The following is a 17,482-nucleotide window of genomic DNA, read 5'->3' on the forward strand; positions in this document are numbered from 1 at the left end:
GGCGGCTACGACCGCCCCTCGGTGAGGACCGCGAACACGACGGGGCCGGGGACGTCCCGCAGAGCCGTGAGGAGTGTCGCGATCCGCGACGCGCCGGAGGCGAAGACCGTCCAGGGGCCCTGCCCCGCCGGGGTCCAGGTGAGCGGGGCGTCCGGGGGGAGACCGGCCTTCCGCAGGCACTCGGCGGCGGACCACACCCGCGTCGCCGCGGCCTCCAGGCTTCCGCCGAGTTCCATCGCGACCAGCTCGGCGAGCCGCAGGCGCGGGCCGAGCAGCCCCTCCCAGGTCCGCACCGGACGTTCGGTCACCGCCTCGACGTCGCAGCCCACGGTGCCGGCGGCCGTGACGCAGAGGGTCACCCCCGCCCCGTGGGACGCCGAGATCGCCCGGCCGCCGCCGAGCTCGGGCCGCCCGTCCGGACGGTAGCGGATCTCGGCCGGGTGACCGAGGGCACGCCCGGCGGCCACGGCGGTCCGGGCGCGGCGCTCCCCCGGGCCGTGCGGCTCGACGGCGACCGCCACCCGCGTGCCGAGCAGGTCCTCCAGCGCGCGTTCCAGGTACGGCCCGAGCAGCGGGGCCACCCACGGCCCGCGCCCGTCTCCCTTGCGCACGGCCCGCAGGCGCAGGCCCTCCCACCGCTCGACGACCTCGCCCGCGCCGGTGCGCACCGCGATGTCGTAGACGTAGGTGTCGCCGTCGCGGCGCCGTTCGGTGGCGCAGTAGCGCAGCTCGCCCGCCTCGGCCAGCGCGGCCCCGCCGGGGTACACCCGCTCGATCCCGGCCGGCAGCAGCGTGGCGTCCGGCACGCACACCTGGTTGCCGTGCATCAGCGCGTCGCGCATGCCGGGGTCGCCGAGCAGCAGCTCACCGGGGAGGAAGCCGGAGAACCAGTCGGCCGACTCCCACGCCGCCACGTCCGCGTCGACGTGCCGGGCGGCGGCCCGGTGATAGCGGCGGAGCCGCTGGAAACGACCGCCCTGGAAGAGGACGCCGCCGTACAGGTCCGCCGCCGGGTCCAGCGGCACCACCGGCAGGCCGTCGCCGGCCTGGTCCGGCGGCCCGCCGGGCGCCGCGGCGCCGGGGAAGCGGAGCGTGGCCCGGAAGTGGTCGGCGTCGAAGCCGGTCTCCGCGCTGCGGACGGCCACCTCGACGGTGTCGTCGTCGGTGACGGTCGCCGCGATCCGGATCGTCGTGGTGCCGTCCGGCGGCACCACGACGGGCCGCGGGAACTCCGCCCCCTCGATCGTCGGCGGCCCGGCCCACCCGGTGGCCGCGACGGCGACCTGGGTCATCGCCTCCATGCCGAACACCGCGGGGAAGAGCAGGTTGCCGTCGAGGCGGTGGTCGGCGAGATAGAGGTCGGTGCCCGCGTTCAGCTCCACCTCGGTGACCAGTTCGACACCGTGGTAGCGGATCAGCGGCCTGCCGACGAAGCGCAGCAGCGGCAGCGCCGGCAGGTCGCGGCGGACGGTGCCGACGCCCTCGGTGCGCCCGCTGATCACCACCACGGCCGGCGCGTCGGGATCGGCGACCAGCCGTCGCATGATCCGCACCCCCTGGTCGGGGGTGATGGGGGCGACGCCGTCACGGGACAGGGCCTCGACGACCGCCAGCCGCTCGCCCATGCCGACACCGGACCAGACCGACCACTCCATGCACAGGGTGCGGCAGCGCGGGTGCCGTTCCGCCACCTCCTGGGTGAGGCTCGCCAGCCACTCGTTCGCGGTGGCGTAGTGCGCCTCACCGCGGAGCCCGGCCCGGCCGATGATGCTGCCGAACGTCACGAGCAGCCGCAGCCCGTCCGGGTCGATCGCGTCGAGCACGGCCCGCAGTCCGTCGACCTTGGGGGCGAGGGTGCGGCGGAAGGCGGCCATGTCGAGGCCGGTCAGCGCGCCCGGCTCGTTACGGCCGGCGCCGTGCAGCACCGCGGTGACCGGCCCGGTCTCCCGGGTGGCCGCGGCGACCGCCTCACGCACCCGGCCGGGATCCGTGACGTCGGCCCTGGCGTATTCGACGGTCACGCCGGTGTCCGCCATCCGGCGCAGGTTGGCCGCGAGCTCCCGATCCCCCTCGGGGTCGGAACGGCCGAGGACGATCAGCGCGGCACCACTGTCGGATGCCAGCGCCAGCGCGCACTCCGCGGTGATGCCCTTGCCTCCACCGGTCACCAGGAGCACGTCGGAGTCGTCCAGCGGCCGGTGGGTGCGGGCCGGCCGTACCGGCATCGCGCGCAGGGTCGGCACCCGCCGTACGCCGTGGCCGTCGTAGTGCGCCTCGGCGTAACGCGTGGTCGCCGCCGCCTCGGCGACCACCCAGCCGGCCGCCTCGGGCGTCACCGGCGTGTGCACGACGGTGACGCGCAGGTGGGGCGCCTCCAGCGAGAGCGTCCTGGCCAGGCCCGCCGCGCCCCGGCCGTGCTGGACCAGGACGAACCGGCTGCCGGGACCGGCGGCGACGGCGGCCTTCGCGCCCAGCAGCGCCTGTTCCAGGTCCTGTTCGGCGCAGTCCGGGGGCAGGCAGACCAGGACTCCCCCGCCCAGGTTCGCGCGCTCCAGCTCCCGGCGGAGCCGTTCGGCGAACGGGTGGTCGCCGGCCGCGTGGAGCCGCCAGGGACCGTTCCCCTCCCGTACCCGCGCCACCGGCGGCGGCAGCTCGTCGAGGTCGAGCGCGAAGGGCCTGGCCCACGCGGCGGCACCGGTCACCGTCGGGGCGGGGCCGGTGTCGGCGGCCCGGTCGGTCTCGGCCAGCGTGTCCAGCGCCTCGGCCAGTTCGAGCACGGTCGCGGTGGCGAAGTTGGTCGGGGCCTGGGCCGGCGACAGGCCCAGGCGCCGGGCCGCCTGGTTGACGATCTGCCCCACCGTGATCGAGCTCAGGTGCAGGTCGTCGAGGAGGTGGCTGTCACCGCGCACCATGTCCACCGGCAGCTCGGCGCGCTCGGCCGCCAGCCTGCGCAGCAGGTCGACGGCGGCCTCACCGGTGCTCCGCCGCGGCGGCGGCGCCTCGGCCGCGGTGACGGTTCTGGCCACGGCCGGGACCGGGAGCGGCGGTACCTGCTCGCAGGGGCTCTCGAAGAAGGCGAACTCCGCGCCGATCCGCAGGGGCCGGGTCAGCCGGCCGTGGAAGAGCGCCTCGGGCGCGACCGGGGCGCCGGCCACGTAGGCCGCCGCGACCACTCTCAGCAGCCCCGCCAGCGACTCGTCGTCGGTGTCCAGCGCGACCGAGGGCACATCGGTCACCGCGCCGACCAGCCCGCTGAGCACCCGTCCGGGGCCGACCTCGACGAACAGGTCGATGTCCTTGGCCGCCAGCTCCACCGCCTGTGCGAACAGCACGGGGTCGGTGACCTGCCGCCGCAGCAGTGCCGGGATGTCGGTGTCGGCGGGCAGCGCCTCCCCGGTGACCGTGGAGACGACCCGGAGCCCGACCCTGCCGAACTCCTCGTCGGCCAGCCGCTCGCCGAAGGCGTCGGCGGCGTCCGCCATCAGCGGTGAGTGGAAGGCGTGCGACACCTGTAGCGGAGTCCACTGCGCGCCCTCGGCCACGGCTCTGCGGCCGACGGCCCGCACGGCGTCGTCCGGCCCGGCGACGACGGTCTGCTCGGGCCCGTTGTAACCGGCGATCACGACGGGCAGGCCGGTCATGAGGGCGGTGACCCGGTCGGCGGAGGCGGCGATGCCCGCCATGGTGCCGGAGGCGCTGCGGGTGGCCATGGTCCGGCCCCGGACGGCGGCCACCCGGAGCAGGGCCTCCTCGTCCATCGCGCCGGCCCACCGCAGCGCCGAGATCTCGCCGAGGCTGTGGCCGACCGCGACGCCCGCCTCAAGGCCGAGGACGGCCAGGGCGCGCAGCCCGGCCATCGAGCCGGTGACGATGCGCGGCTGCGCGACCGCGGTCGCGACCATGTCGCCGTCCGCGGGCAGTGCCGCGTTGAGGTAGATCTCCTCCACCTCGGCGAGGCGCCGGCGCAGCGCGCCGCCGCTGGTGCCCCGCCCCGATCCCTGGCCGGGAAAGAGGTAGCCGATCCGGCCGGGCCCGCTCACCTGGCCGAGGAAGCCGCGGCCGTCCGCCGCGAACAGCGGGATCTCCCCCGTGTCGAGGGCCTCCAGCACACGGCGCAGCCGCCGCTCGGCGTCCTCGGGTGAGGAGACGACGACGGCCGCCCGGTACGGCAGGCCGGTCAGCTCGCGCTGGAGCGTGGCGGCCAGGTCCGCGAGCTGGGCGTAGGACAGGCCCGGCACGAAGTCGAGCAGCCGCACCAGGCGCTCACGCAGCTCCGGTGGCGACCCACCGTCGAGGAGCAGCAGTTCCACGTCCTGGACCGAGGAGACCAGCGCTCTGGTGCGGGTGTCGAGCGAGACGCGACGGCGGGAGTCCTCGGAGGCGTCCTTCTCCAGTACCACGTGGGTGTTGATGCCGCCGAATCCCATGGCCGTGACGCCCGCGCGCAGCGGGGCGCCGACCGGCCACGGCTCCGCCCTGCGCAGCACCCGCAGCTGCGCCGTCTCCTCCTCCAGCACGGGATGGGGCTCGACGCAGCCGGTGGTCGGCGGCAGCACCCGGTGGTGGACCGCCATCGCGGCCTTGATCAGGCCGGCCACCCCGGCGGCGGCCTTGGTGTGCCCGATCAGCCCCTTGATCGAGCTGATCGCGGCCCGGAAGCCCGCGGGACCGGCCGCGGCCCTGGCCAGGGTGAGCGCGGTGAGCTCGGTCCGGTCGCCGACCTCGGTGCCGGTGCCGTGGCCCTCGAACATGGCCACGGTGTCGATGCCGAACCCGGCCCGCCGGTAGGCGCGCCGCAGCGCCAGCCGGTATCCGGCGACCTCGGGCCGGGTGATGCCGCCCTTGCCGTCGGAGGAGACACCCCACCCGGCGATGGTGGCGTAGACGCGGTGCCCGGCCTCCCCCGCGTCGTCCTCGCGCATCAGCACGACCATCCCGCAGCCCTCACCCGGCCAGAAGCCGTTGGACCGGCGGTCGTAGAGCCGCATCTCACCCCTGGCCAGGGCGCCGGTCTTGGCGAACCCCACTATCTCGAACGGGTCGATGGACAGGTCGACCCCGCCGGCGATCGCGACGTCGACGTCGCCGTCGAGAAGCGTCCTGCAGGCCGTGACCACCGAGAGCAGCGAGGAGGAGCAGGCGCCGTCCACGGTGTAGCCGCCGCCCTTGAGGTCGAAGTGGTTGCAGATCCGCCCGGCGATCGTGTTGGACAGGCCGCCCGCGAGGGTGTCCTCGTCGGGCACGGGGAACGGGCTTTTGTAGGTGACCTCCAGGTCGTCGAGGAACCCGGCCAGCGCGTCGTCGCCCCACCCCTGCCCCTTGAGCGCGGCGGCGACCGTCCGGCGTACGTACGGCCAGCGCAGCCGCATCAGGTTGGCCCGGGCGAACTCGCCGGTGAGGGTGTTGCCCACCACCACACCGGTGCGTTCCCCCGGCAGTCCCTCGCCCCGGGGGAAGCCCGCGTCGGCCAGGGCCAGCGCCGCCGTGTCGAGCGCCAGCCAGTGGGTCAGGTCGGTCGAGCGGTAGGTGCTCCCGGCGATCTTGTAACCGATCCGGTCGAACTCGTAGCCCTCGATGACCGCCGCGTTGCGCGCGTAGAAGCGGTCGGGGGCCGCGGGGTCGGCGTCCCAGTAGTCCTCCAGCCGCATGCGCGCGTCGGGCAGCCGGCGGAAGGCGCGGCGTCCGGCGAGGACGTTCTCCCACAGTTCCCTCGGCGACGCGGCATCCGGGTAGCGGCACGCCATGCCGACGATCGCGATCCTGGTCATACCGAGGCGACCTCTTTTCCGGTGCTCGGGGGGCCGGAGGCGTTCTGGGCGATCGCGTCGCCGGCCGTACGGTGTTCCTGTGCCTCGCGCTGCTCACGCGCCCGGTCGACCAGGTACAGCGACCAGAGGAAGGCCCCGCGGATCAGGCAGACGGTGGCGGTGGCGAAGAAGAGCCCGTAGGGGATGTGCACGGCGGTGTAGAAGCCGTAGGTCAGGGCGACGCCGCCGCCGAAGGCCATCTGCGCCGCCGGCCGGGACGGGCTGGTGCCCGGGTCGGTGATCATGTAGTTGCTGAAGAGGATGAAGGCGACGCCGGTCATGGTGCCCAGCGCCCCGGCGATGGAGGTGTCGAAGAAGACGCCGCGGACGATCGACTGGAGGGCGAAGCCGCCCACCCAGGCGGCGATCAGCCACATCCGGCCGGTGAGCTTTCCGTTGATCATGCTGCCGCCGAGGATGATGAGCCCCGGGATGAGCCAGTCGATCCAGGTGTCGACGTTCTCGGTGAAGTGGTAGGGCGGCGCGATGCTGGCCCAGGGCAGGATCAGCAGGATGACCGCGATGCCGAAGTTCGACGGGTTCATGAAGTGCCGCAGCCTGCCGCGTACCGGAGCCCGCAGCACCCACTTGGTGCCGACCGCGACGGTGACCCCGAAGATCAGTACCAGCACCTGGTCGTTGACGTAGATCAGCATGTTCATGGCGAGGCTGGTGATGTGGGCGGGGTAGAGGAACTCCATGAGGCCGCGCGTGCCGTTGCCCGCGAAGCGCGGCGCGCGCCCGTCCACCCGGGCCGCGATGTACTCCAGCCCGATCTCCACGGTGTAGCCGACGGCCAGGGCGACGAAGGGCCACAGCCAGGGCTGCTCGAACCCGAGGAGCGTGTAGCCGACGATGTTGAAGACCGTGATCGACATCGCGAAGTTGCGCAGCGCGATGGTGACCTTCGGGTCGTGACGCGGGACGGCGGGCGTCTTGTCAGACATGTCGATCACTTCTCCCTGGCCTGCCGGCCGAGCTGGAGCGAGTGCCAGCCCGGGGTCAGCTGAAGATCCTGGTCGTGTACCTGTCCGGTTCGGTCGCGCCACCGCAGGTGCGCCCGCACCGGCCCGGTGACGTTCGGGCCCAGCCCGATGTGCACGTCGCTGCTGCGCTTGCCGGAGTGGCCGCTGCCACCGTCGACCCGGCCGATGAGTCTGCGCCCGTCCGGGGTCGTCACGGTGACCTGTGCGCCGGTCACCGGTGAGCCGGGAGCCGGCAGCGTCCCCGCGGCCTTCGTGGCCCCCGCGGCCGGCGCGGCCTCGCGGGTCAGCCGCAGTCCGAGGAAGGCGCCGGGTGCCGGGCTCCGGTTGTGGTAGAAGACCGGCTCGGCCCACTGCCTGGCGACCGCGAAGTCGATCCGGCCGTCGCCGTCGGCGTCACCGGTGGCGATCCCCCGGGTGGGCACCGGTACGGCCAGGCCGAGCCGCCCGGCCAGGTCGACGTAGCGGCCGTCGCTCCCCTTGACGAAGAAGTGCAGTGCCTGGGTTCCCGCGAGGTCGTCGCCGGCCCGCAGGTTCGGCCACCAGTAGGGGTTCTGCAGCAGCTGGTCGTTGGCCGTGGCCAGCTCCTGCAGCTGCGGCCACCGGTCGACCTCGCCCTTGACGAACCCGGTGGCCTGGACGATCGCGGGGACGCCGCTGTTGTCGAAGTCGTCTATCTTGACGTCCCATCCCCAGCCGGACCAGGCGGTGCCCGCCTGGGCGCTGCGGTCCTCCCAGGGCGCCTCGCCCTCGCGCAGCCTCGCGCGCAGGTCGGCCTGGTCCCTGGCCGTGGACATGAACTGGAAGTTGCTCTCCTCGATGCCGAACGACGTGGTGATGTTGCTGACGAACATGTCGTAGACGCCGTCGCCGTCGAGGTCGCCGAAGTCGACGCCCATGCCCTTGAAGGAGTCGTGGCCGACAGTCTTGGACTTGGGGATCAGCGGCGTGCGCACGCCCTCCACGAGGGAGAGCCTGATGTGCCCCGGTGTGGACCGGTTGTAGAACATCCGGTCGGGACCGAAGTCGTTGCCGAGATACAGCTCGGGGAGCTGGTCGCCGTCGAGGTCGGTGGCGGCGGCGGCGAGCTCCCAGCCCTTCGACGCGACCCTGGGCAGGACGTCGTCGAGCCTCTGGTAGGTGACCGAGGGCCGCCGGGGGCTCGCGGTGGCCGAGGCCCAGCGGAAGAAGTAGTCCTCACCGCCGTTGTGCGCGTTGGACATCGAGTGGTTCATGTGCACGACGCCGCCGTTGCGGGAGTCGAGCACCGGGCTCTCGGGGAAGTAGTTGCCGATGAAGACGTCGTCGTGCCCGTCCCCGTCGAAGTCGGCGACGGTGGCGGCGTTGGTGTTCCACTGCGGCCCGGTGTAGGTGCCGCCGACGGCGTTCGCGCCCGGAACCAGCTCGGTCGCCTGGTAGGCGGCGGCGTCGAGGCCGCCGGCCTCGGCCCTGGCGAGGTAGAGGATCGGCGTGCGGCCCCACAGGTAGACGAGCAGGTCCAGGCGGCCGTCCTCGTTGAGGTCGGCCGGGACGCAGCCCATGGGCGCGATGTGGTCGTTCATCGGCAGCGCGCCGGTCTCCAGTGCGAACGGCGCGTATCGGTCCGCGCGTCCGCCGGGTGCCGGGGTGACCACGACCCGGTCGATGCGCGGGTCGACGAGGCACAGGTCGTTGGAGAGACCGTCGCCGTCGAGGTCGTTCATCGCGATCGCCGCCCCGACCGAGGAGATCCACGCGTCGATGTGCTCGTAGTCCGGGTTCACCTTGCGGATCCCCTGCTGCCGGAAACCTCCCGGCAGCGCGACGGACATCGGCGCGAACGCGTACCTGCTCGCCAGGAGGCCCGTCTCGGCGGCCGAGGGCGACGGCAGACGGGCCACCAGGAATGTGCTCACGATCAGCACGAGAGCGACGATTCCCGGTAACTGCCTGCGCAGCAGGCCAACTGTCGCGGTCACGTCCTAACACCTCCCAAGGGATACGAACTCGTCGGCGATGCGCCGCCGCCACACCTCGTAGGCCGGTACATCACCCTGGACGGGCTGTTCGGGGCGGGCCTTCTCACTGATCCGTGCCGCCTGCTCCGGCGTCATGTCGCAGAACACCCGGGTGACGGCCAGCGTGTGCGGCACCACCAGCCCGGCCCGCAGCCGGGCCTCGGCCGCGAACGCGCAGCCCTGGGCGACCTGGGGGCGGTACCGGCCGGCGCGCTGCCAGAAGGCCAGCAGTTCCTCCTCGTCGGCGCCGCCCGCGTAGCCGGCGGCCAGCCCGGCACCGGCGTACAGGTCGGCCCGGCGGGACTCGGGGAATTTCTCGATCATCGTGGCGACGAGGCCGGCGTCGGCGCCGCCGACGAACCACATGGCCCGCCCGACGCCCTGGTCGACGGCCCGGTTGGCGTACCACTGGAAGCGGTCGGCCGTCCACGGGAGGCGCGGGTCCTGGAACTGGGCGCGCACGTAACGATCGGTGCGGAAGTATGCCTGGTGGAAGCCGTACCCGTCGAGCACGAGCCAGCGCAGCAGCGGGTCGGACGTGGAGAGCTCGGGCCATCGGAACCTCGGCAGCCGGGCCATCGCCCAGCCGATCCCGACGTAGACCATGTAGACGTGGTCGTCACCCCGGCCCGCGAGGAATCCGGCGACCTTTCCGCCGCCGAACGGCAGCGCGTCGAGGACGGCGAACCCCATCCCCGCCCCCTCGTAGGCGAAACCGCGATATCGCGTCGGAATTGTTTCCAGGCGCGCCTCGGCTTCGGCGGGAGAGCGCGCCTCGGCCGCGTAGGCGTAGCCGGTGAGAAATGTTTCCCCGATCGTTTCCAGCAATTTCACGGCGACCGGGTTTTTCTCATTGAAACCGCGCGTCCCAAGTTTAGTGGCCGAGACGCTCGGTGTCAGAACACGGCGCCTCAGCGCCCTCCAGACATTGGCCACCTGGTGTCTCACGCCCCTCGTCGAATAGATCCATCTCCTTAATGCGATCTCTTGACAAACCTACACAAGTAGCCCAACCCGCTGTCTACTTCAAACGTGCTCACGCGAATCCACAGAAAACTTTCCGAAAAAGGAGAAGGCGATTTCCGGCCGTCGCCCGGCCGTACCGGATCGCGTGTCCCGGCGTACGGTCGCACGCCCTCGGGCGGCCGGGTAGACCACACGCGCCCCACCGGACGGGCGTGCCGGACGGACGACCGCGCGGCACGACCGGCGCGACCGGCAGGAGCGGTCGGGGCGACCGGCGCGGTCGAGGCGATCAGGACGGCTGGACCAGCCGAAGCGGTCAGGGCGATCAGGACGGTCGGGACGGTCAGCCGGGGAGGCGGCCGGTCACCGGGAGGAAGTGCGCGCGCACCGCGCGGCGCCACAGCTCGTACGGCGGGACCGCGCCCGAGTCCCCGGCGTTGACGGCGGTGGCGTCGGCGAGCGCGACGGCGGCCTCGACGGACAGGTCCGCCAGGGCCGCCGCCGCGGTCTCGGTGTGCGGCGGCACGAACCCGGCGTGGTCACGGGCCTTGGTCGCGAACACCACGCCCTGGGCGAGCTCGGGCCGGTGAACTCCGGCCTCCCGGCGCAGCGCGGCCAGGGCCGCCGGGTCGCAGCCGCCGGCGAACGCCGCCGCCAGCCCCACCCCGCTCCACAGGTCCGCCCGCCGGTGGTCGGCGAAACGCGCCACCGCGGTGGCGACGTCGGCCACCTGGGCACCGTGGATGAACCACAGCGCCCGGCCGACGCCCTGGTCCAGTGCCCGGGGGAAGTAGTCGGGCGAGCCCTCCCAGGGATAGGGCGCGGGCACCCTCTGCTCCTCGACCCAGCGCCGGGTGTCGAAGTAGGCGCGGTCGAAGCCGTATCCGTCGACCGCCAGCCAGCTCATGACCGGGTAGTACTCCGACCCGCTCAGATCGGGGACCACCTTCCTCCACAGCGGCCGGGGCAGCCGCGCCATGGCGAAGCCGACGCCGATGTAGGTGAGGAAGATGTGCGGCCGCCCCGGCCCCAGCATCAGGTCCCGGGTACGGCCGCCCCGGCCGCCGCCCATCGCGTCGAGGACGGTGAACGCCATCGTCGCGCCCTCGTAGGCGAAGCCGCGGAGTTCGGGATCCACCATGGCGAGCCGCCGTTCGACCTCCCACCGGTCGCGCGCGTTGATGCCCCACTCGAACCCGCAGACCACCGCCTGGGGGATCGCCTCAAGCCGCTGGGTGGCCTCCGACCGCGTGACCGGGAAGCCTCGCCCTTCGAAGGTCACCTTGGCCAGGGACGGCGCCAGCAGGAGACCGCGCAGCGAGCCGAGAATGGTCGGCATGGCCCTCTCCCCGCCTCCGGCCGGCGGCGGCCGTCCGCCACCGGCATGACCACTTCATGGTTGTTCGCCGGCCGGCCGGGCGCATCTCCTGGATTGCGGCGCCGGTCGCGGTCCCGGCGCTTCCCCGCCGCCCCCATCCGGGCGGCGGAGCCGATCTCCCAACGCCGCAATTCAGGAGATGTGCCGGGGAGCGGGGGCATGTCAGGGTCGGGCGGTGAGGATCGGCGGCCGGCTGGACCCGGCCGGCGGCGCCCCACCGGATGTCGCGGCCGTCGAAATGACAACACCCCGCCAACACCCGCCAATCTTCGCGGAAGGAAACACAATGTCCAGTGACAATGTGTCGGCGATCCTCGCCGGCGACGAGGCCGCGATACAGAACGTTCCCGAGCGTATCGTCGCGGCGTGGGCCGTAAACGACGCCGACGCGTTCGCCGCGATGTTCGCCGAGGACGGAAGCCTCATCCTTCCCGGCGACGTCTATCTGAGGGGCCGCGAGGAGGTCCGCTCGTTCATGGCGAAGGCGTTCGCCGGCCCCTACCGGGGAACCCGGGTCTCCGGAAAGCCCCTCGCGCTCAAACCGCTGGGCCCCGACACCGCCCTGCTGATCACGCAGGGCGGCATACTGGCGCCGGGCGAGACCGAGGTCTCGCCCGAACGCGCCATCCGGGCGAGCTGGGTGCTCATCCGGCGGGAACAGGACTGGCTCATCACGGCCTACCAGAACACCCCCGTCGGCACCGGCTGACCGCGAGGACGGCTCCGCCGATGGAGTCGTCCCGACCGATGAGGGCGGCTCCATCGGCACGTCAAACGGCGGCATCACCACGAGATCGAAGGGGTTGAGCCGGGCGGGGTCGCGTTCTCCCACGGCCCGCGGCAGGACGACCACCGCCCAGTGGACCGGTACCGTGCGCAGGGCCTTTTCCGGCAGGGAAATGTCACTGATCACGAGGTGACGCCACATCGGTTCGGGGTACAGAGACGGGGAAGAGCCGAAACATCGGCGCCGCACCGGATTCTCCGGCCCCGCATGGCCGCAGCACACCCTCGCAGGACATACCTTGAAGTGCACAGGTGTTTGCCCTGCCGGCTTCATGAAGGGTGTGATCGCCGTGACGGCCTCCGCTGAGGACAACGTGCTGATCTTGGCCGACGAGGATGATGACATCCCCAGCGCTCTGGCGGCGGCCGCTGGAGCGACCACCGACCCGGTCAAGGACTACCTCAAGCAGATCGGTAAGGTCCCCCTGCTCAACGCCCAGCAGGAGGTCGAGATCGCCCAGCGCATCGAGGCGGGGCTGTTCGCCCAGGAGCGGCTGAGCGTCGAGAACGACCGGCTGCCCATCGACGTCCGCGCCGAGCTGGAGTGGATCGCCGAGGACGGCCACCGGGCCAAGAACCACCTGCTGGAGGCCAACCTTCGCCTGGTGGTCTCGCTGGCCAAGCGCTACACCGGCCGGGGCATGCTCTTCCTGGACCTGATCCAGGAGGGCAACCTGGGCCTGATCCGCGCGGTCGAGAAGTTCGACTACACCAAGGGGTTCAAGTTCTCCACCTACGCCACCTGGTGGATCAAACAGGCGATCACCCGGGCCATGGCCGACCAGGCGCGGACCATCCGCATCCCGGTCCACATGGTCGAGGTGATCAACAAGCTGGCCCGCCTGCACCGGCAGATGGTCTCCGACCTCGGCCGCGAACCCACCCCCGACGAGCTGGCGACCGCGCTGGAGATGACCCCCGAGAAGGTCGTCGAGATCCAGAAGTACGGACGCGAGCCGATCTCGCTGCACAGCCCGCTCGGCACCGAGGGCGACAGCGAGTTCGGCGACCTCATCGAGGACTCAGAGGCGATCACCCCGGACGACGCGGTGGTCTTCAGCCTGCTGCAGGAGCAGCTGCGCGCGGTCCTGGCGGGGCTCTCCGAGCGGGAGGCCGGGGTGATGTCGATGCGCTTCGGGCTCATCGACGGCCAGCCGAAGACGCTGGACGAGATCGGCAAGGTGTACGGCGTGACGCGCGAGCGCATCCGGCAGATCGAGGCCAAGACGATGACCAAGCTGCGCCACCCGTCCCGCTCCCAGGCCCTGCGCGACTACCTGAGCTGACGGGGCCGCGTCTCCCCTCGAAGGTCCCGCCGACCGGCTCCCCTTGAGGGCTCCCCGGCGCCGGTGCGGCGACCGCCCGTCTCAGGCGGTGAGGCCGTCGAACGCGACCTGAAGGTGGCGCGGGCCGCGCAGCACCGGATTGCGCCGGTAGGGCGGCGGGTCGTCCACGAGCCGGGGGTCACCGAGCCGCCGTGCGAGCTCGGCCAGGGCGATCTGCGCCTCCAGCCGGGCCAGCGGCGCGCCGAAGCAGTAGTGGACACCACTGCCGAAGCCCAGATGCTGGTTGTCCCGGCGTTCGGGATCGAACCTGTCCGGATCGGGGAAGCGCCGGGGATCCCGGTTGCCCGAGGCCACGACGAGCCAGATCGGCGCCCCCTTGGGGATGGTGGTGCCGCCGATGTCGATGTCGGTGAGAGCGGTGCGCTGGGGTATCAGTTGCACCGGCGGCTCGTAGCGCAGCAGTTCCTCGACGAGCGGTACGGCCAGGCCGGGCTCCTCCCGCAGCCGCTTGAGGACATCGGGATGGCGGAGCAGGGTCAGCATTCCGTTGGCGATGAGGTTGACGGTGGTCTCATGGCCGGCGATGAGGAGCAGGATGGCGGTGGTGACCAGTTCGACCGGTGACAGTCGCTCGGCGGGGCCGTGACCGGCGGCCATCGCTGAGAGCATGTCGTCACCGGGGACGCGGCGGTGTTCCTCGATGAGCCCGGCCAGATAGCGGCCCAGCTCCAACCGGGCCTGCTGGGCCGCGCGCTGCCGCTCGCCGGCCCCCTCGGCGGGTTCGGTTTCGAGACCGGCGACGACCGCGTCGGCCCAGACGTGGAAGCGCGCCTCGTCCTGGTGGGGCACCCCCAGCAGCTTGCAGATCACCATCACCGGGAAGGGGTAGGCGAGGTCGTCGACGATGTCGACCTGGTCCCTGCCCTGGAAGTCGTCGATCAGGCCGGAGACCATCCGGGTGAGCTCCGCGCGCATGTCGTGGATCCGCCTGGGGGTGTGCGGCGGTCCGAACGACCGCATCGCCAGGCTGCGCAGCCGGTCGTGCTCGGGCGGATCGAGCCCGATGAAGCTGGGGGGCAGGTTCGCACCCTCCTCCGGCTCCGCGAGCGGGCCGCCCATCGCCTGTGGAGCGCGGTTGCGCGCGTCGGAGCTGATCCGCGGATCCTGGAGCAGGCCGGCGATCTCCCAGTAGGTGCTGACCGTGTACACGCCGCTCTCCTGGCGTGCCACCGGCGTCTTGCGGAGCTCCGCGTAGAGCGGGTACGGGTTGGCACGGCTCGCGTAGTCGGTGATCTGCCGCAGCAGGGTGGCTGGCGTCATCGCGGAGTCCTCGAAGGTGTTCGGTCGGGGCGGCCGCCGTCAGGCGCGGGCCGGGGTGAAACTGAGCCGCCGCTCGCTGGGCGAGTAACCGCTCAGCGTCACGGTGGGTCCGTGGGTGGGCAGGGAGGGGTCGGGGAAGTCGGCCGGAACCGGCCGCATCCCCTCCGGCCGTCTGTCGACGTTGGTGAAGACGGGCGGGAAGGGCGCCGCCGACTCGATCAGCACCCGGTAGAAGTCCAGCCACCTGGCCTGGTCGAAGGCGACGGCGGCGATGAAACGGCCCTGGAAGCCGTAGGCCGCGACGAAGCGGTGCTCGGCGAGCGCGCCCTGGGTGACGACGAGTTCGTCGCCCAGGGGCGGGACACCGACCGACTTGATGTTGACCCCGAACTGGGCGGACCAGAAGGCCGGAACCCACAGGTGCGGGCGGCGGTCGAGCCCGGAGCTGATCATGTTGTGGGCCGCGACCTCGGCCTGCGCGACCGCGTTCCCCCAGTGTTCCAGGGAGAGGAACTGATATCCGAAGAGCGGGTGAGGGGACCGGGCGACGTCCCCGGCGACGAAGACGTCGTCGGTGACGATGCCGTGGACGTCGAAGGCCCGGCATCCGGCGTCGCAGGCGATACCCCTGGGGCCGGCCGCCAGTCCGGAGCCGGCGAGCCACTCGGTGTTGCGTATCGCGCCGAGCCCGATCACCGCCACGTCGACGTCGAGTACGGCTCCGTCGGACAGGTGGGCACGCCTGAGCCGCCCGGCCATGTCGCCTTCGAGCGACGTCACCGTGATGCCACAGCGCAGGTCCACGCCGTGAGCGCGCTGCAACTCCGCCGCGATCGCGCCGACCACCCCGCCGAGCGCTCCCGCCAGGGGGGCGGGCCCGCGTTCGGCGACCGTGACCTCCAGGCCCCGCTCACGGCAGGCTGAGGCGATCTCGGAGCCGGTGAAGCCCGCGCCGACGACGAGCACCCTGCGGGGCCCGGTGGACAGCCGCCGGGTGAGCCGGGCCGCGTCGTCGCGGGTACGCAGGACGAAGACCCCGTCCAGGGCGGCCTCGGTCTCCCTGAACCACGGCCGGGCACGGGCGCCGGTGGCGATCAGCAGCCGGTCGAACTCGACCTCCTCGCCGTCCGCCAGGCGCACCCGTCTCTCGGCCAGGTCCAGCCCGGTGGCGGCCACCCCCAGCCGCCACCGGGCGTCGATCGCCCGGCGCCGGGGCAGCGCGGTGTCGTCCGCCGATATCCGGCCCAGCAGGACCTGTTTGGACAGCGGCGGCCGGTCGTAAGGATCGTGCCGCTCGTCCCCGATCACGGTCAGTGACCCGGTGAAGCCTCCCTCGCGCAGCGCCTCAGCAGCCCGCAGACCCGCCAGGGAGGCGCCGACGACGACGGCGCGCCCGTGGCGCCTGAACTCCTGCGCAGCTCCGTCAGCGGCCACGGGCGAACTCCTCGGCGGTGACCTGCGGGTCGGCCAGGCCGACGGTGATGGCCTGCACCGGGCAGGCGGCGACGGCCCTCATGACCTGCTCGTACTGGACCTCATCGGCTCGGGGAGCGTACATCAGGGCCTCCGCGCCGTGCATGGTGAAGACGTCCGGTGCCAGGAAGGCGCACTGCGCGTATCCCTGGCACCGGTTGAGATCGACGACAAGCCTCACGAGGACGCTGTCCCTTCAACGGGTACGGCCATCAGGTGTTGCTCAGCCTAGGCCGGTGACCAGGGAAAACATCATCCGGAATCGCCGTGTTGCGGCTTTTGGCGCTATCTTTGCCGACCCTCTCCCCCTGGTCAGCGGGTCGGCGTGGCCGGGTGGGTGCCGGAGGGAGTGCTCCGGGGGGTGCCCCGGTGGGTGCCGGACGGGGTGCTCCGGGGCGAGGGCGAACCGCCGGTGCCGCTCCGGGCCTGCTGCAGCATCTCCAGGTGTCCCTGCACGATGGGCTTGGCCGTCGTGGCAAGGTTCTTCACCTCGGCGGACGACCCGCCCTGCAACTCCTTGCCGATGTTGACGAGGGATTGGCGGTGACCGGCGACCTGCGCCCTCAGCCACGCGGCGTCGAAGGCCGCCCCGCTCAGCTTCGACAGCCTGCTGAGCGTGTCGGCCTGCTTCGGGCCCGGCCTGTCCGGCAGCGGCACCCCGGCCGTCCGGGCCACCCGCTGCACACTCGCGTCCAGCTTGGCGTGGTCGGCGATCAGTCTCCGGGCGATGGTCCGGATGCTCTGGTTGTTCGTCTTCTGCTCGGCGAGCTTCGCCGCCTGGATCTCGGCCAGGTTGGACCGGTGTGCCTGGGCCAGAAACTGCTTGTCCTGCTGGTTGAGCGCCGGTTGAGCGAGTACGCCGCTGACGCTGCCGCCCAGTACGACCACCGCGACGGCCAGCAGGACGATGATCCTGCGAATCATTGAAACCTCCGTCGATCAGTTCTTGCCGGGAACTAGCACCTTCTTCCCATATGCGCCGATATTTACCGAAATAGAAGCATTTATTGGTAAATGCTAACAAAAGCTCTATAGGGAAGAGTCAGCTCCGGCCCCGGCCCGTGCGAAGCGCCCCCCTCCCACCCCGACCCGGCGCCTGCCTGCCTGCCCGAGCATGGACGACCTCCGCATCGGCCGACCGTAATTTACACATAGTTCTCACACTTAACCGCTCACAGACGGAATCCATGCCGCCCGGCAGGATCGGCTCACGTCACGTTGGTAAATTTTTCCGGGATGGCGGTAAACCCCGCCATCCGCCGCCACGTCGGTTTGACATACGCCATACCGCAACAGCCCACCTGATTCCCGATATCAAATGATTTGTCGGAAATAAGAGCAATGCCTCCTGCAGTGACCGAAAGAGCGCCGTCCGTGAGAGAGCGGGGGTGTCCGCGGGCGCCGCGAGCCTGCCGTCCGCCTCGACCGGCGCGCGTTTGATCACCCCCGACCGGATCAGGGGAACACCCCCTCCCTCCGTGGACGC

The 17,482-nt window shown here is 71.9% G+C and carries 10 protein-coding genes and 1 pseudogene; 2 read left to right on the forward strand and 9 right to left on the reverse strand.

What is annotated here, in order from left to right; translation table 11 throughout:
* Window positions 1–5: 5 nt before the first annotated feature.
* From ACWEF2_RS26665 to ACWEF2_RS26685, 5 genes are all read right to left on the reverse strand, one after another.
* Window positions 6–5,768 carry an SDR family NAD(P)-dependent oxidoreductase gene (locus ACWEF2_RS26665; RefSeq protein WP_453819076.1) on the reverse strand — a complete coding sequence of 1,921 codons (5,763 nt, stop codon included), beginning with the start codon at window positions 5,766–5,768 and terminating at the stop codon, window positions 6–8.
* The gene (locus ACWEF2_RS26670; RefSeq protein WP_453819077.1) at window positions 5,765–6,754 is read right to left on the reverse strand and encodes an enediyne biosynthesis protein; all 990 of its coding nucleotides are present in this window, start codon (window positions 6,752–6,754) and stop codon (window positions 5,765–5,767) included. The genes ACWEF2_RS26665 and ACWEF2_RS26670 overlap by 4 nt, the downstream gene beginning before the upstream one ends.
* A gap of 5 nt (window positions 6,755–6,759) precedes the next feature.
* Window positions 6,760–8,748, reverse strand: a complete 1,989-nt coding sequence (locus tag ACWEF2_RS26675) for a CRTAC1 family protein (protein ID WP_453819078.1) — start codon at window positions 8,746–8,748, stop codon at window positions 6,760–6,762.
* Window positions 8,749–8,751: 3 nt separating this feature from the next.
* The gene (locus ACWEF2_RS26680; protein WP_453819079.1) at window positions 8,752–9,735 is read right to left on the reverse strand and encodes a DUF1702 family protein; all 984 of its coding nucleotides are present in this window, start codon (window positions 9,733–9,735) and stop codon (window positions 8,752–8,754) included.
* 361 nt (window positions 9,736–10,096) lie between these two features.
* Window positions 10,097–11,092, reverse strand: a complete 996-nt coding sequence (locus ACWEF2_RS26685) for a DUF1702 family protein (RefSeq protein ID WP_453819080.1) — start codon at window positions 11,090–11,092, stop codon at window positions 10,097–10,099.
* 325 nt (window positions 11,093–11,417) lie between these two features.
* Between ACWEF2_RS26685 and ACWEF2_RS26690 the strand changes: the two genes are divergently transcribed.
* The gene (locus ACWEF2_RS26690; protein WP_453819081.1) at window positions 11,418–11,840 is read left to right on the forward strand and encodes an SgcJ/EcaC family oxidoreductase; all 423 of its coding nucleotides are present in this window, start codon (window positions 11,418–11,420) and stop codon (window positions 11,838–11,840) included.
* 382 nt (window positions 11,841–12,222) lie between these two features.
* Window positions 12,223–13,203: pseudogene (locus ACWEF2_RS26695) on the forward strand (RNA polymerase sigma factor); the annotation flags it as partial.
* An 81-nt stretch (window positions 13,204–13,284) separates the two neighbouring features.
* Here ACWEF2_RS26695 and ACWEF2_RS26700 read toward each other — a convergent pair.
* From ACWEF2_RS26700 to ACWEF2_RS26715, 4 genes are all read right to left on the reverse strand, one after another.
* Entirely contained in the window at window positions 13,285–14,523 is a 1,239-nt protein-coding gene (locus ACWEF2_RS26700) for a cytochrome P450 (RefSeq protein WP_453819082.1), read from the reverse strand.
* A gap of 39 nt (window positions 14,524–14,562) precedes the next feature.
* On the reverse strand, window positions 14,563–15,957 hold the full coding sequence (locus tag ACWEF2_RS26705) for an NAD(P)/FAD-dependent oxidoreductase (RefSeq protein WP_453819083.1): 1,395 nt from the start codon (window positions 15,955–15,957) through the stop codon (window positions 14,563–14,565).
* The gene (locus ACWEF2_RS26710; RefSeq protein ID WP_453819084.1) at window positions 15,947–16,177 is read right to left on the reverse strand and encodes a ferredoxin; all 231 of its coding nucleotides are present in this window, start codon (window positions 16,175–16,177) and stop codon (window positions 15,947–15,949) included. The genes ACWEF2_RS26705 and ACWEF2_RS26710 overlap by 11 nt, the downstream gene beginning before the upstream one ends.
* Window positions 16,178–16,308: 131 nt before the next feature.
* Window positions 16,309–16,920 (reverse strand): DUF4142 domain-containing protein, encoded by a 612-nt coding sequence (locus ACWEF2_RS26715; protein WP_453819085.1) that lies wholly within the window; start codon window positions 16,918–16,920, stop codon window positions 16,309–16,311.
* Between the last annotated feature and the right edge of the window lie 562 nt (window positions 16,921–17,482).

The organism is Streptosporangium sp. NPDC004631 (genome assembly GCF_053601935.1).

Coding starts and splice junctions, on each gene's coding strand:
- ACWEF2_RS26700 (WP_453819082.1), bottom strand. CDS start 14,523: ATGACGCCAGCCACCCTGCTGCGGCAGATCACCGACTACGCGAGCCGT.
- ACWEF2_RS26685 (WP_453819080.1), bottom strand. CDS start 11,092: ATGCCGACCATTCTCGGCTCGCTGCGCGGTCTCCTGCTGGCGCCGTCC.
- ACWEF2_RS26670 (WP_453819077.1), bottom strand. CDS start 6,754: ATGTCTGACAAGACGCCCGCCGTCCCGCGTCACGACCCGAAGGTCACC.
- ACWEF2_RS26665 (WP_453819076.1), bottom strand. CDS start 5,768: ATGACCAGGATCGCGATCGTCGGCATGGCGTGCCGCTACCCGGATGCC.
- ACWEF2_RS26715 (WP_453819085.1), bottom strand. CDS start 16,920: ATGATTCGCAGGATCATCGTCCTGCTGGCCGTCGCGGTGGTCGTACTG.
- ACWEF2_RS26690 (WP_453819081.1), top strand. CDS start 11,418: ATGTCCAGTGACAATGTGTCGGCGATCCTCGCCGGCGACGAGGCCGCG.